At 35.4% G+C, this 15,553-nt stretch carries 16 protein-coding genes; all 16 read left to right on the top strand.

The genetic code is table 11. The features are described 5' to 3' along the window. Positions 1 to 50: 50 nt before the first annotated feature. The 16 genes from glmU to ACRYLU_RS09270 all read left to right on the top strand — a co-directional run bounded on the left by glmU (position 51) and on the right by ACRYLU_RS09270 (position 15,524). Positions 51 to 1,427 carry a bifunctional UDP-N-acetylglucosamine diphosphorylase/glucosamine-1-phosphate N-acetyltransferase GlmU gene (gene glmU / locus ACRYLU_RS09345; protein ID WP_104141439.1) on the top strand — a complete coding sequence of 459 codons (1,377 nt, stop codon included), beginning with the start codon at positions 51 to 53 and terminating at the stop codon, positions 1,425 to 1,427. 104 nt (positions 1,428 to 1,531) lie between these two features. Beyond that, on the top strand, positions 1,532 to 2,116 hold the full coding sequence (locus ACRYLU_RS09340) for an NUDIX hydrolase (protein WP_310573357.1): 585 nt from the start codon (positions 1,532 to 1,534) through the stop codon (positions 2,114 to 2,116). After that, complete coding sequence (gene macP, locus ACRYLU_RS09335) at positions 2,109 to 2,387, top strand: cell wall synthase accessory phosphoprotein MacP (RefSeq protein ID WP_003130796.1); 279 nt, start codon at positions 2,109 to 2,111, stop codon at positions 2,385 to 2,387. The genes ACRYLU_RS09340 and macP overlap by 8 nt, the downstream gene beginning before the upstream one ends. A 32-nt stretch (positions 2,388 to 2,419) precedes the next feature. Further along, on the top strand, positions 2,420 to 3,100 hold the full coding sequence (locus ACRYLU_RS09330) for a 5'-methylthioadenosine/adenosylhomocysteine nucleosidase (protein ID WP_445080902.1): 681 nt from the start codon (positions 2,420 to 2,422) through the stop codon (positions 3,098 to 3,100). 57 nt (positions 3,101 to 3,157) lie between these two features. Next, positions 3,158 to 3,751: a bis(5'-nucleosyl)-tetraphosphatase (symmetrical) YqeK gene (yqeK, locus tag ACRYLU_RS09325; RefSeq protein WP_098393258.1), complete on the top strand. Its 594-nt coding sequence runs from the start codon at positions 3,158 to 3,160 to the stop codon at positions 3,749 to 3,751. A 128-nt stretch (positions 3,752 to 3,879) separates the two neighbouring features. Next, positions 3,880 to 5,190, top strand: coding sequence for an aminopeptidase C (gene pepC, locus ACRYLU_RS09320; RefSeq protein WP_010906180.1), 1,311 nt, complete (start codon positions 3,880 to 3,882; stop codon positions 5,188 to 5,190). A gap of 80 nt (positions 5,191 to 5,270) precedes the next feature. Continuing rightward, entirely contained in the window at positions 5,271 to 5,675 is a 405-nt protein-coding gene (locus ACRYLU_RS09315) for a MerR family transcriptional regulator (RefSeq protein ID WP_003130788.1), read from the top strand. 15 nt (positions 5,676 to 5,690) lie between these two features. After that, on the top strand, positions 5,691 to 6,569 hold the full coding sequence (locus ACRYLU_RS09310; RefSeq protein ID WP_021722576.1) for a LysR family transcriptional regulator: 879 nt from the start codon (positions 5,691 to 5,693) through the stop codon (positions 6,567 to 6,569). Between the two features lie 165 nt (positions 6,570 to 6,734). Continuing rightward, the gene (locus ACRYLU_RS09305; protein WP_445080901.1) at positions 6,735 to 8,063 is read left to right on the top strand and encodes an MFS transporter; all 1,329 of its coding nucleotides are present in this window, start codon (positions 6,735 to 6,737) and stop codon (positions 8,061 to 8,063) included. 11 nt (positions 8,064 to 8,074) lie between these two features. Next, complete coding sequence (locus tag ACRYLU_RS09300) at positions 8,075 to 8,920, top strand: aldo/keto reductase (protein WP_058205235.1); 846 nt, start codon at positions 8,075 to 8,077, stop codon at positions 8,918 to 8,920. A 130-nt stretch (positions 8,921 to 9,050) separates the two neighbouring features. After that, positions 9,051 to 10,169, top strand: a complete 1,119-nt coding sequence (locus ACRYLU_RS09295) for an NAD(P)/FAD-dependent oxidoreductase (RefSeq protein WP_445080900.1) — start codon at positions 9,051 to 9,053, stop codon at positions 10,167 to 10,169. A gap of 145 nt (positions 10,170 to 10,314) precedes the next feature. After that, the gene (gene rlmB / locus ACRYLU_RS09290; RefSeq protein WP_098393262.1) at positions 10,315 to 11,043 is read left to right on the top strand and encodes a 23S rRNA (guanosine(2251)-2'-O)-methyltransferase RlmB; all 729 of its coding nucleotides are present in this window, start codon (positions 10,315 to 10,317) and stop codon (positions 11,041 to 11,043) included. Positions 11,044 to 11,156: 113 nt separating this feature from the next. Next, on the top strand, positions 11,157 to 12,026 hold the full coding sequence (locus ACRYLU_RS09285; RefSeq protein WP_445080899.1) for a DegV family protein: 870 nt from the start codon (positions 11,157 to 11,159) through the stop codon (positions 12,024 to 12,026). A gap of 160 nt (positions 12,027 to 12,186) precedes the next feature. After that, positions 12,187 to 13,557 carry a cell division protein FtsA gene (ftsA, locus tag ACRYLU_RS09280; protein WP_256294019.1) on the top strand — a complete coding sequence of 457 codons (1,371 nt, stop codon included), beginning with the start codon at positions 12,187 to 12,189 and terminating at the stop codon, positions 13,555 to 13,557. Positions 13,558 to 13,586: 29 nt separating this feature from the next. Next, positions 13,587 to 14,843: a cell division protein FtsZ gene (ftsZ, locus tag ACRYLU_RS09275; protein WP_445080898.1), complete on the top strand. Its 1,257-nt coding sequence runs from the start codon at positions 13,587 to 13,589 to the stop codon at positions 14,841 to 14,843. A 3-nt stretch (positions 14,844 to 14,846) separates the two neighbouring features. Further along, positions 14,847 to 15,524, top strand: coding sequence for a YggS family pyridoxal phosphate-dependent enzyme (locus ACRYLU_RS09270; protein WP_445080897.1), 678 nt, complete (start codon positions 14,847 to 14,849; stop codon positions 15,522 to 15,524). Positions 15,525 to 15,553: the final 29 nt, after the last annotated feature.

Here is a 15,553-nt window from a genome sequence, read left to right as displayed (position 1 = left end):
TATAATTAGGTAAACATTTTATTTTATTTGTAATAATAAAGGAGAAATCTATGAATAAATTCGCAATTGTCCTAGCGGCTGGTAAAGGAACTCGTATGAAATCAGCACTTCCGAAGGTCTTACATCAAGTGGCTGGAAAATCAATGCTTGCTCATGTTCTTACAAGTGTTTCTGAAGTAGAAATTGCAAAAAATGTAGTGATTGTTGGTCATGAAGCGGATCGTGTGATTGCAACTTTACCTAAAGGGACTCAATTTGTGAAACAAGTTGAGCAATTGGGAACAGGTCATGCCGTTCGAATTGCTGCGGATTTATTGGCAAATGAAGATGGAGCAACTCTTGTTATTGCTGGTGATACACCATTAATTACTGGTCAAACATTAGAAGCACTTTTTGATTATCACTTTGCACAAAATGCAACAGCAACTATCTTGACAGCAACTGCACCAAATCCAACAGGATATGGGCGAATTATTCGTGATGAAAATGGCTCAGTAGAAAAGATTGTTGAGCAAAAAGATGCGAATGATTTTGAAAAATCAATTACCGAAATTAATACTGGGACTTACATTTTTGATAATAAGTCACTTTTCAAAGCCTTAAATGAAATCACAACTGATAATGCCCAAGGAGAGTATTATTTAACAGATGTCATTGAAATTTTCAAAAAAGCTGGTCAAACGGTAGCGGCACATATTCTTGATGATTTTGACGAAAGTTTAGGTGTTAATGACCGTGTTGCCCTTTCACAAGCTGAGTTGACGATGCGCAAACGAATCAATCATCAACATATGGTGAATGGTGTAACTCTTATTGATCCTGCGACAACTTATATTGACAGTGAAGTTACGATTGGTGAAGAAACTGTGATTGAAGCAAATGTAACAATAAAAGGAAATACCTTTATTGGTAAAAATGTTTTGATTACAAATGGTAGCCGTATTGAAAATTCAGAAATTCATTCAAATTGTGAAGTTCGTAATTCAACGGTTGAAGAAAGCAGAATGAGTGTTGGAAGTAATGTAGGACCTTATGCTCACTTGCGTCCCGGAACTGTTTTGAGCGAAGAAGTTCATGTTGGGAACTTTGTCGAAATTAAAGGTTCAACGCTTGGCAAAGGTACAAAAGCTGGTCACTTGACTTATATTGGAAATGCAACGGTTGGTGAGAAAGTGAACTTTGGTGCTGGTACAATTACAGCAAACTTTGATGGTAAAAATAAATTCAATACTGAAATTGATGACTTTGCCTTTATTGGTTCGAATTCAACAATTATTGCTCCATTGCATATCGGTAAAAATGCCTTAACAGCAGCAGGCTCTGTTGTAACAGAAGATGTACCAGATGAAGCAGTCGAAATTGGACGTGGAAAACAAGTGAATAAACTTGGACGTGCTAAAAAAATGCCACATTATCGTGGTCAATAATTAACAAATAAAAGAAAGAGTTTCTCCTGAAGCTCTTTCCTTCGATTTTGATGAGAAAACTATTCTTTAAATTCTTTAGAGAAGTTTTCGGAAGAAAGGACACAATGTTAAATTTTGATGATAAAAAATTTGAAGAAAAAACTTTAGCTAGAGAAGAAATTTTTAGTGGGAAGATTTTTCATGTTGTAAAAGATGTAGTTTCCTTGCATGATGGACAAGAGAGTTTTAGAGAACTTGTTTTTCATAATGGAGGAACAGCGATTGCGCCTGTTCACAACAATAAGATGATTTTAGTTGGTCAATATCGTAAAGCATTGGAAAAATTTATTTTTGAAATTCCAGCAGGAAAACTTGAAAAAGGGGAAGAAAAAGATCCCAAAGCTGCGGCCTTAAGAGAGCTCGAAGAAGAGACTGGATATCTGGCGCAAGATTTGACAGAAATTACAGCTTTTTATGGGACACCCGGTTTTTCATCAGAGAAAACATATGTCTATTTCTCATCAAATTTAACAAAAGTGGAACATCCAAAACCCGCTGATGACGGTGAATTTTTGGAACAAATTGAAGTTACTTTAAGTGAAGCAAAAAAAATGATTGAACTTGGACAAATTGCGGATGCAAAAACAATTATGGCTATTTGGTATTGGGAAATGCAATATTTGAAAAAGGAGCTTGAAAATAATGCCTAAACCTCTTTTAACAGACGAAGTAATTGAACAAGCAAAACAGGACAAGAAAAATCTTGAACGCAGATTGCAAAGAGAGCTTGAAGAAGATACTGAAATCGCTGAAAAATACGATAGTATTGAGAAAAATTTAAGCAAAAATGCTGTTTATAAAAGTCGAAGAATTGAAAATGCCAAGGCTCAAAAACGTGGGAAAGCAATTAATAAATGGCTTTTCATCGTTACATTAATTGTTGTTCTATTGGCAGTAGCTTTCTTTTTGTACTACTTTTAGAGAGTAAAAAGATTAGAAAAAAGGTAAAAAAAATGAAAATAGGAATTATTTGTGCGATGGATGAAGAAATTCGCATACTTGTTGAAAACTTAGAAAATGCAGAAAAACATACTCGTCATGGTTTAGTTTTTCATTCAGGTTCAATTGGCCGGCATGAAGTGGTCCTTGTCCAATCTGGAATTGGTAAAGTGATGTCTGCTTTGGCAGTTGGATTTTTGGTTGACATTTTTGATGTCGACGCCATTATCAATACTGGATCAGCGGGAGCAGTTGCTCAAGGTTTAGCAATTGGTGATGTTGTAGTTGCTGATAAACTTGCTTATCACGATGTTGATGTTACTGCTTTTGGTTATGCTTATGGCCAAATGGCTCAACAACCTTTGTATTTTGAATCAAGTAAATATTTTGTTTCTGAATTGAAAAAAGTTTTAGAAAATGTGCATGTTGGATTGATTACTAGTTCGGATAGTTTTATCAGTAGCTCTAGTAAAATTGCTGAGATTAAAGAGCATTTTCCGGATGTTTTAGCCGTTGAAATGGAAGGGGCTTCTATTGCTCAAGCAGCAACAGCACTTGGAAAACCATTTGTAATTATTCGTGCGATGTCTGATACTGCTGACCATGATGCTAATGTTAATTTTGATAAATTTATTATTGAAGCAGGAAAAAAATCAGCTGAGGGCTTGATTCGTTTACTCGAAGAAATGGTATAAAATTGGAATCTATCTTTTGATAGATTTTTCTTTTTATGAGAACTAAGAGGAAGTGAAATGGGAGAGATCAAGGATAAAAGGTTAGAACTTCTAATTGAGGAAGTTAATATATTTTTGAATAATGATCAATTGTTTGAGCACTGTTTGGCAGTAGCAAAGACGGCTGAGGCACTGACAGAAGAATTAACTGATTCTAATGAAAGACGTTCGCAAGCTTTTATAGCAGGACTTTTACATGATATTGGTGGAATTTATCCAAATGATCAAAGAGTAGAAAAAGCAGAAATTTTTAATATCGAATTACTGACAGAAGAGCGTGAATTTCCATTAATTATTCATCAGAAACTTTCTAAGTATTTGGCGAGTCAACATTTTAAAATTACTGACGAACAAGTTCTGTCAGCAATTGAATGTCATACTACTCTAAGAAAAAATTTTACAGAATTGGACTTGATTGTTTTTCTTGCTGACAAAATTAGTTGGGATGGTGGAGATAATGCGCCATTTAGGCAGGGATTACTGACAGCTCTGTCAGTAAATTTGCAAAGTGCGGCACTTTATTATATTAATTTCATTATTAATGATGGATTGAAAGTTGCACACCCATGGCTTTTAGAAGCAAAGAAAGATTTAGAAAATCAGCTTTCCTAGCTGATTTTTTTGATAATTTAGATTATAATAGAAGAATGTAAAAAATAATAGAATATCATTATTCAAAATTGATAATGATTATTTTTATCGAAACTTTTGTCAGAAGTTTCGATTTATTGGGAGGTATTATGACAGTAACATCAGATTTCACACAAAAACTCTACGAAAATTTTGCAGAAAATACAAAATTGCGTGCGGTGGAAAATGCCGTGACTAAAAATGGTTTGCTTTCATCACTAGAAGTCCGTGGTTCGCATGCAGCAAATTTGCCTGAGTTTTCAATTGACTTGACAAAAGACCCTGTAACGAATCAAAAACAATCTGGTCGTTGCTGGATGTTTGCTGCTTTGAACACTTTCCGTCATAAATTTATCAATGAATTTAAAACAGAGGATTTTGAGTTTTCACAAGCTTACACTTTCTTCTGGGATAAATATGAAAAATCAAACTGGTTCATGGAACAAATTATTGGTGATATTGAAATGGACGATCGTCGTTTGAAATTCCTTTTACAAACACCACAACAAGATGGCGGCCAATGGGATATGATGGTTGCAATTTTTGAAAAATATGGAATTGTTCCCAAAGCTGTTTATCCTGAATCACAAGCTTCAAGTAGCTCACGAGAATTGAATCAATACTTGAATAAACTACTCCGTCAAGATGCCGAAATTTTGCGTTATACAATTGAGCAAGGTGGAGATGTTGAAGCAGTTAAAGAAGAACTTTTACAAGAAGTCTTTAATTTCCTTGCGGTAACTTTAGGTTTGCCACCACAAAATTTTGAATTTGCTTTCCGTAATAAAGATAATGAATACAAAAAATTTGTTGGTAGTCCAAAAGAATTTTACAATGAATATGTTGGAATTGATTTGAATAATTATGTGTCAGTAATCAATGCTCCAACTGCTGACAAACCTTATAATAAGAGCTACACAGTTGAGTTTCTTGGAAATGTTGTCGGTGGTAAAGAAGTGAAACATTTGAATGTTGAAATGGACCGCTTTAAAAAATTGGCCATTGCCCAAATGCAAGCTGGTGAAACAGTTTGGTTCGGTTGTGACGTGGGTCAAGAATCAAATCGTTCAGCAGGACTTTTGACAATGGATTCTTATGATTTCAAATCTTCATTGGATATTGAATTTACTCAAAGCAAAGCAGGACGTCTTGATTATGGTGAGTCGTTGATGACGCATGCCATGGTTTTAGCGGGTGTTGATTTAGATGCTGACGGAAATTCAACTAAATGGAAAGTTGAAAATTCATGGGGTAAAGATGCGGGTCAAAAAGGATATTTTGTTGCCTCTGATGAATGGATGGATGAATATACTTATCAAATTGTTGTCCGTAAAGACCTTTTAACTGAAGAAGAATTGGCTGCTTACGAAGAGAAACCTCAAGTACTTCTACCATGGGACCCAATGGGTGCTTTAGCTTAATTTGCAAACAAAGAACATTTAACTTTAGGTTAAATGTTTTTTATTGACTTAAAGTTCGCTTCAAGTGTTAAAATAAAAGAATGAATATAAAAAAAGCTGCTGAATTATCAGGGATAAAAACAGATAATATAAGGTATTATGAAAGAATTGGGCTGATTCCTAAAATTACTCGGACAGAATCTGGAATAAGAAATTTTACAGAAGCTAATATTAGAACTTTGAAATTTGTCAAACACATGCGAGATGCAGGCGTGCAAGTTGAACCTTTGACCCGTTATATGGCATTAGTGAATGAGGGAAATCCCGAAACGAAAGAAGAAAGAATTGAAATTTTGAAGAACCAGGTTGAACAATTGAGAACAGAAATTATTGAAAAGCAATCTGCCTTGGATTATTTAACATTCAAAATTGAAAATTATGATGAAGTGATGTTGCCAAATGAAATTAATTTGAACCAAAGTTCAAAAGAAACAATCAAGATTTAAATAGGGAAAGAATAAATGGAACTTCGATTATTAAAATATTTTTGGACAGTTGCAACTGCTGGAACAGTATCCAAAGCTGCTGAACAGTTATATATTACGCAGCCAACATTATCTAGACAAATTAAAGAACTTGAACGCGAACTAGATACACAACTTTTTATGCGTGATGGGAAAAAACTGATCTTAACTGAAGATGGACAATTTCTTAAAATTAAGGCTGAGGAAATTTTACAGCTGACCAGTAAAACAGTACAAGTTTTTGAAGACCGAAAAAATGCAGAATTATCTGGCCATCTGACGATTGGTGCTTTAGAAGGTTGGACAACTTCCAGTATCGCTAAAACGCTCCAAAGACTGACAAATAAATATCCGTCAATTACTTTTACAATTTTGTCAGGGAATGCAGATGATATCAAATGGAAGATTGACAACGGACTAGTTGATGTTGGTTTTTTGTTAGAGCCAACATCAACTGAAAAATATAATGTTGAAAAAATTGGTTTTCCTGAACGTTGGATGATGCTCACTCAATCCGATTCAGAACTTGCAGAATTAGATGAAGTAAGTCCAGAAATATTTAAAAAGCAAAGAATATTAATTTCAGAACGACCAGAAGTTCGTCAATTTATAGCCGATTGGGCAGGCTGCCAAGTGAGTGATTTAGAAATTATTGGTGGCTTTAATCTCGGTTTTCATCTTTTTGAAATTGCTCGTGCAGGAATTGGCGAAGCAGTTGTTACAGAAGGGGCACTTATTCGAGATTATCCTGATTTAAAAGCTATTCCATTGAGTCCGGAAGTGAAAACTTTAAGTGTGCTTGCTTGGAAAAAAAATATTCCACTGACTCCTCTTACAAGAGCATTTATTAAGCAATATCTTCAAGATAATGAATAAAAAGTTACTGACAGAAATTAGAGCATATTTGTAAAGACTAAAGTGTCAACAGCTATTCTCAGGCAGCTCTGTCAGTAACTTTTTTGTCAGTATTATGCTCGCAAAGCATAATAATAACTAAAATAAGCATTTCTAATCAGTGAATTTTTATTTTAAAATAAATCTATGAAAAATAAAAAAACATTTGGTCTTATCCTTTTTATTATTTTGTTTTCCTATTTCCTTATTTTAATGGATAACTCAATAATATTTACAAGTAGCTTAAAAATTTCTCAAGATTTAAAAATGAATGAATCAACTTTATCTTGGGTTTCTAATGCTTATACGATTACGTTTGGTGGTTTTCTTTTATTAGCAGGACGCCTGGGTGATTTATTAGGGCGAAAAATAATTTTCCTTCTTGGACTTTTCATTTTTGGATTTTCTAGTTTAGTTGTCGGTTTGTCAACTTCTTCAGAAATGATGATTATTGCCAGAGCAGTTCAAGGGATTGGTTCGGCTATTCTTGCTCCAACAAGTTTAGCTTTATTAATGGATACATATAAAGGGGATTTAAGAGTTAGATCTATCTCATATTATGGAGCAACTGCGGGAATTGGCTCAAGTTTTGGACTTATTCTAGGTGGCTGGCTCACTTCGGCTCTTTCATGGCGTGTTGGCTTTTTATTAAATGTTCCTTTTAGTTTATTATTAATTATTCTAACTCTTGTTAATGTTCATCAAAGCGATATCAAAGCTAGCAAAATTGACTTTTTGGGAAGTTTTCTGTCAGTCCTTATCTCAGTCCTATTTGTTTTCGGAATTACGGTAAGTAATTTGTTCATCATTATCCTCTCATTCATTTTAATTATCTTATTTATACTTTGGGAAAAAAAGTTAACTTATGCATTAATTCCTTTAGAATTATTTAAAAATAAAGTACGGTCGGGTTCGTATGTTGCACGCTTTGCCTTTATGATGGCAATGTTGACTTACTGGTTTATTCTGCCACAGATTATGCAAAAAATGTATCATTTTTCACCATTGCAATCCGGACTTGCTTTTCTTCCTTTAACAATCGTAAATTTTATTGCGGCTCTTTTTCTTCCTAGATTAACAAGAGCATTAGGAAATAGTAAAGTAATGATCTTAGGACAAGTGATTTTACTGACTGGAATGATTTTGTCATTAGTTTCGCAACCAGAATGGGGATATTTCTATGCGATGTTTTTTCAAATGATGATTATTGGATTAGGGCAAGGTTGGCTTCTTGCTCCGCTGACGGCAGCGGGAGTAGAAGAGGTCAGTCCAGAATTATCAGGAGCTGCATCAGGTTTGACAAATATGATGCATCAACTTGGAGGACCTGTTGGTTTATCTATTGTTGTGTTATTTAGCTCAAATATTGTTGACTTAAGTGCTTATTATCACTTGGTCATGGGATTCATCACCGTTTTTCTGTCAATAGGCCTTCTTGTCTTAATTTTTACTAGACCAGACAATAATAAAAAATAAAAGGAGAAAAAATGCAAACAAAATTAACATTAAATGATGGCAATGTCATTCCCCAATTCGGTTTGGGACTTTATCAGCTTCCAGAAGGAACAGAAACGCAAAATATTGTAAAAACTGCCTTGGAATTAGGTTATCGTCATCTGGATACGGCACACGCTTATCAAAATGAAACTTCTGTCGGTCAAGCAATTCAAGACTCAGAAATTTCAAATTCTGAAATCTGGATAACAAGCAAGCTTTGGCCTTCTGATTATGAGCATGCGCCAGAAGCAATTGAACGAATGCTAAAACGTTTAAAAGTTGAACAAATTGATTTACTCTTATTGCATCAACAGGTTGGAAATTATCGAAAAGCATGGATTGCTTTAGAAAATGCTGTAAAAGAGGGAAAGGTGAAATCAATTGGAATTTCAAATTTTGATGGAGAAAGATTAGTTGATTTATTTAATTTTGCTGATATCAAACCGAGTGTCATTCAAGTAGAAACTCATCCCTATCATCAACAAGTAGAATTACGGGAATTTTTGAAACCTTATGGTACAAAAATTGAAAGTTGGTATCCTCTGGGACATGGCGATAAAAACTTACTTGAAGAAAAAATATTTAAAAAAATGGCTAAAAAATATAATAAAACAGTCGCACAAATCATTTTGCGTTGGCATATTCAAGAGGGAATTATTGTTTTTCCACGCTCAACGCAAAAAGAACATTTAGCAGAAAATATAAATATTTTTGATTTTGAATTATCCTGCTCCGAAATAAAAGAAATTCGTAAATTAAATAAAAAACAACCTTATTTTACGATGACCTATGAGGAGCAAGAAAAAAACTTTTTGTCATGGAAACTAGAAGACTAAAACACAGATTCTCACGCTTTTATGCAAAAGTGATATACTTTAGAGAGCTAGAACTTTTAAAACCAAAAATAAAATCAAGCCTAGAGGGTCTTGATTTTTTCTATATTTCATTGAAAAAAAGGAGAATGTGATGAAAAAAATTGCAATTATTGGTGGTGGAATAATCGGTATGACCTTAGCCAATTATTTAGATACTGATAAATTTGATATTAGTCTTTTTGATGATGAGAAAAATCAGGCAACTAAAGCAAGTGCTGGGATTATTTCTCCTTGGCTTTCTAAAAGAAGAAATAAAAAATGGTATCAATTGGCAAAAGATGGTGCAGCTTTTTTTGAAAAAATGAAAAATGATTTTGAGCTAACTGAAGATGTTTATGAAAAATGTGGTACTCTTTTTTTGCGACAAAAATCAGACTTAATTGAGTTAGAAAAGTTGGCAATTGAAAGAAAAAAAGAAGCTCCCGAGATGGGTGAAATTAAGAGACTCTCGGAGGAAGAAACTGTTGTTTTGTTTCCATTATTAAAACCTAGAGAAAGTTTATATCTTTCAGGAGGTGCAAGATTAGATGGAAAAGCTTACTTATCGTCATTAAAAAAACGAGCTCAAAAAAGAGGGGTCAAATTTTATTCAGAGCGGGCAGCGATTGCTCGAGCGTTAGATAAATGGCAAGTCATTCATGAAGGGGTGACGGAAGTGGTAGATGATTTAGTTTTATGCCCGGGGCCAGCTTTAAAAGAACTTTTGGAATCAATCGGAACACAAGTGGATGTCAAACCACAAAAAGGACAATTACTTTCGTTTCAAACGGATTTTGAAACAAAAAAATGGCCAGTTTTATTTTTAGAAGGGGCTGCAGATATCATTCCCTTTCAAAACGGTCAAGTTCTTTTGGGAGCAACTCATGAAAATGAAGAGGGGTGGGATTTGTCAGAGAGTCAGGAAGCTTTTGAGAGTTTGACAGAGGGGGTCAAAGCTTACTTATCGAATACAAAACTAATTGACTTTCCATATCATTATCGTGTGGGAACTCGTGCTTATTCTTCTGATTTTTCTCCTTTTTTTGGTCCGCACCCTGACTTTTCTTCATTAGCTTTTGCTAGCGCTTTGGGGTCATCTGGATTAACTACTGGTCCTTATATCGCCTATTTACTTGCCCAATATTTTAATCATCCAGAAATTTCTTGGGATAGTTCAAATTATCAAAAAGATATAAAAAATTATATTAATATAGAAAAAACGGGCAATTAAAAGCCTTATTATCACACTAAAAAATTATGTAAATCATCAGAAGAAGAACTTTTGGTGTTTTACATAATTTTTTTATCAGATACATAATGAGCCAAAGTAACGAATTGAGTCAGGTTTTTTTGTCTAAAAATGATATAATAATTTCATGGAAAATACAGATTTGATTTACGGACTACATGCAGTCACGGAAGCTTTAAATGGAGACCTTGTCAACAAACTTTACGTTCAAGAAGATTTGCGTGGTAAAAATGTTGAAAAAATAAAAGAATTAGCACGGCTTAAAAAAGTTAATATTTCATGGACGCCCAAAACAGAATTAAATAAATTAACAGAAAATGGCGTTCACCAAGGCTTTATGGCAAGAGTATCCGAATTTGCTTATGCAGATTTAGAAAAGATTCTCCCAGCATTAGCCGAGAAATCTGATGCCACAATCCTAATTTTAGATGAGTTAACAGATCCTCATAATTTAGGGTCAATTGCTCGGACGGCTGATGCTACAGGAGTCGATGCAATTATTATTCCTAAACACCGAGCAGTTGGAATTACCCCAACTGCTGTCAAAGCTTCAACTGGTGCTTTACAACATGTCCCTATTGTCCGTGTTACTAATCTTTCTCAGACCTTGGATAAACTTAAAGCTGCTAATTTCTGGGTTTTTGGAACGGACATGGATGGCACGGTTTACAGTAAGTGGAATACCAAAGGCAAAGTTGCCTTGATTATCGGAAACGAAGGGCATGGAATTGGTCAAAATCTCAAAAAACAAGTTGACGAAATGATTACAATTCCAATGACAGGACACGTTCAAAGTTTAAATGCATCAGTAGCAGCAAGTGTTTTGATGTATGAAATTTTTAGAAATCGACTTTAAAAATTACGTTGAAAACTTTGATGCGTTTGGAATAATCAGAGCCCAAGCGTGTGACTAATCTGTCAGTAAATTCAAGAAATTATCAGCAAGTTGAAACAGCAGAAAGGATTATTATGACTTTTCAAATCATGACAGACTCAACAGCAGATCTGAGTCCGTATTATATTAAAAAACATCATCTTACAGTTTTGGGAATGACTGTAACTGTTGGAGAAGAAACTTATGAAACTATAGGTGAAGCCGCATTAGATAATTCCACGCTTCTTGCAGCAATAAAAAAAGGGGCTACTGTCCACACGTCTCAAATTAATTCAGGCCAATTTTTAGAAGTTTTTAAAAAATTTGCATCTGCAGATGAAGAACTCCTTTATCTTGCTTTTTCGTCAGGACTTTCTGGGACTTATCAATCAGCTCTTATTGCTCAAGATATGGTTTTAGAAGAATTTCCTTCTGCAAAAATCACCGTTGTTGATACACTGGCAGCAGCTTCTGGAGAAGGTTTCCTTATTGAAGAGACTGTAAAGTTGCGTAACTCTGGAAAAACACTGACAGAAACGCTTGAAGTTTTGTCAGATATTATTCCACGTTTACAAAGTCGCTTCATGGTTGACGACTTAAACCATTTGGCAAGAGGTGGAAGAATTCCTAAAGCTGTTGCTCTTGTTGGAACAATGGCAAATATCAAACCTCTTCTTGATGTTGACCCTGAGGGAAGACTTCGGCAAGTGACCAAAGTTCGAGGAAAGAAAAAAGCAATTAATCAACTCCTTGAAAAGAGTCTTGATGAGATGGATACAGCCTATCCCCGCCTACTTATCTCTTATTCTGGAACAGATGAAATAGCACAAGAAATTAAAAGACAAGCCATGCAAAAAAAGGGGATTAGTGATGTCGATGTTCGCCCACTTAGTCCAACAATTGTAACTCATACAGGTGATGGTACAATCGCAATTTTTTCAATAAGTAGAAAAAGTAGAGAATAATTCAATAAAAAACGAAAAAAATCACAGCTAAACTCTTGTTTTACTGTGATTTTATGTTAAAATAATTAATGAGTGTAATTGTATACAAAATTATCTGTACACTTACCTAATTTATTAAAAAAATATGAATCGTGATGTGTGAGGGAAAGGAGTCGCTTTTATGGCCAAAAGTGGACTTTATACAGGCGTAGATATCGGAACAAACACAATAAAGGTGCTTGTTGCTGAATACGTCTCAGGTGAAATGAATATAATCGGTGTCGGAAATGCAAAATCCGATGGCCTTAAAAATGGAATTATTGTAGATATTGAGAAGGTGGCACAAGCATTGCGTAAAGCTGTAAATGCTGCCGAAGAACGCGCAGGAATCACGATTGATAGAATTAACGTGAGCATCCCAGCGAATTCCCTCGAAATGGAACCTTGCCAAGGAATGGTTCCTATTGTCAGTGATACTAAAGAAATCACGGATAACGATGTTATTCAAGTTGTTCAAAATGCTTTGATGCGTGGGATTGTTCCTGAAAGAGAAATTATTGCTGTTGAAACGAAAGAGTTTACAGTTGATGGATTTACAGGTATTTCAGACCCTCGTGGAATGTTTGGTGTACGTCTTGAGATTCGTGGGGTTGTTTACACTGGACCTAAAACTCTTGTTCATAATATTCGCAAAGTTGTTGAACGCGCAGGATTGCTCGTTGACAATATTGTAATTGCTCCTTTGGCAATGGCACAATACGTGCTTACAGAAGGTGAACGTGAGTTTGGAACAATCATGGTTGATTTGGGTGCTGGACAAACAACAGTTAGCATCGTTAAAGAACAATCATTAAGATTTACACATACTAGCCCCGAAGGCGGCGATTATGTAACCAAAGATATTTCAACAGTTCTTAACACCTCTGTTTCTGCAGCAGAAGATTTGAAAGTCAACTATGGTGAAGCAAGTACAGAACGTGCTAGCCAAGATGAGTACTTCCTTGTTGATGTTGTAGGTAAAGAAGAACCAGAACAAATTACAGAATATTATCTTTCACAAATTATTGAAGCACGTATGACTCAAGTTTTTAATCGTGTACGTCAAGATTTGGAACACGGACATACTTCAGAAACTCCTGGAGGTTTGATTTTGGTCGGTGGAACTGCTGCGATGCCTGGTGTTGTTGATTTAGCAACAAAAATCTTAGGGATAAATGCTCGTCTTTTTGTTCCAGGCGAAATGGGATTACGTAATCCAGCATTTGCTCAAGTGATTAGTGTTGTTAATTACATTGGAAATCGTAGTGATATTGATATTTTAGTATCTCAAGCATTTTCTGGTGATTATGCTTATACGACGACAGAAGAAACGTATGTTGCTCCTGTTCCAACAATTACACCACAAGCAACAACAGTTGCTGACGTAGAAAATGATTTCTACGTTGAACCTCAGGCACGTCCAGTAGTAGCTCAAAAAGCTTCTGAGCCTGAAGAAGAAAAAGAAGGTCTCGTTGACCGTGCCAAGAATTTCTTTGGCAATCTCTTTGATTAATCTGAAAGTAAAAACGGAGAAATAAAAACATGGAATTTTCATTTGATACAGACTTAACTTCTGGTGCTGTAATTAAAGTTATCGGTGTTGGTGGCGGTGGTGGTAATGCCATCAACCGTATGATTGAAGAAGGTGTTTCTGGCGTTGAATTTATCGCTGCAAATACTGACGTACAAGCATTGCGTAGCTCAAAAGCAGATACAGTTATTCAACTTGGGCCAAAATTAACTCGCGGCTTGGGTGCTGGTGCGCAACCTGAAGTTGGTAAACGCGCAGCTGAAGAATCAGCTGAAACAGTATCACAAGCCCTTGAAGGCTCAGATATGATTTTCATCACTGCCGGTATGGGTGGTGGAACAGGTACAGGTGCTGCACCAGTTATCGCACAAATTGCTAAAGAACTTGGCGCTTTGACTGTAGGTGTTGTTACTCGTCCATTTGGTTTTGAAGGATCAAAACGTTCATACTTTGCAACTGAAGGAATTGAAGCCCTTCGTGCAAATGTTGATACACTTCTCATTATTTCAAACAATAACTTGCTTGAAATTGTTGATAAGAAAACTCCTTTAACTGAAGCTTTGCGTGAAGCTGATAATGTTTTACGTCAAGGGGTTCAAGGGGTAACTGACTTGATTACTAACCCAGGAATGATTAACCTTGACTTTGCCGATGTTAAAACAGTAATGGAAAACAAAGGTGATGCCCTTATGGGTATCGGTGTTGCGACTGGTGAAGAACGCGTTATTGAAGCAACTCGTAAAGCAATTTACTCACCACTTCTTGAAACTACAATCGAAGGCGCAGAAAATGTTCTTTTGAATGTTACTGGTGGTATGGATATGAGCTTGATTGAAGCACAAGATGCTTCAGAAATTGTTATCCAAGCAGCAGGTAATGATGTTAATATTATGTTGGGTACAGCGATTGACCCTAACCTTAAAGACGAAATCCGTGTAACAGTTGTTGCAACTGGTGTTGCTAAGGAAGATGCTGACGAAGCTTTGGGTTTGCAACCTGAACCACGTCGTCAACCTAACTTGACTCACAATTCTAATATGCAACATGCTCAAACAAGCCGTCCAATGCAAAGTCAACAACAAACGCAAGCGGCGGCTCCACAAGGGCAAAATCAATCTTCTGCATTTGGAGATTGGGATATTCGTCGTGAAACTTCAACACGTCAAAACGTAAGTAACACACGTGATACTTCTTCAGTAACAAGTTTCGGCGGAGTTCCAACAACAGATGAAGATCTTGATACACCACCATTCTTCCGTAAAAACTAACCAATGACGATTAATGAGAATGTTAAAAGAATACTGAGTAATGTAGATGCGGCAAAGGCTGCGTCTTCTTATTCTAATCAGTCAGTTTCAGTCGTCGCTGTGACCAAATCTGTTGATGCTAATCTTGCACGTGAAGTTTTTGAAAATGGAGTTTCACATTTAGCAGAAAATCGAACAGAACTTTTTTTGGAAAAATACGAAGCTCTTAAGGATTTAGAAATTACTTGGCATTTGATTGGTAATTTACAAAGACGTAAGGTTAAACAAGTTATTAATTATGTTGATTATTTCCACGCTTTAGATTCTCTGAAATTAGCTCAGGAAATAAATAAACGTGCTGAACACACCATTAAATGTTTTATTGAACTTAACATTTCTGGTGAGGAAAGTAAACATGGATTTTCTGTCAATGAACTTATGGAAATATTACCTGAGTTTTCTGAATTGGAAAATATTGAGATTGTTGGTTTGATGACAATGGCTCCGTTTGATGCGACTGAAAGTGAATGTAATGACATTTTTGGACGAATGAAAAAATTACAAGTTGAAATATCCGAAATGAATCTTTCCAGAATTCCTTGTACTGAATTAAGTATGGGAATGAGTAGAGATTATGAGATTGCCATTAAAAATGGTGCAACTTTTGTTCGAATCGGTACAGAATTTTTTAAAAATCTATAAGTCTTAAGATTAACGTAAACAACGGAGGA

It is taken from the genome of Lactococcus sp. KTH0-1S (assembly GCF_052544945.1).
The sequence above is the reverse complement of the archived record's forward strand: the minus strand, read 5'-3'. Positions and strand labels throughout refer to the sequence as shown.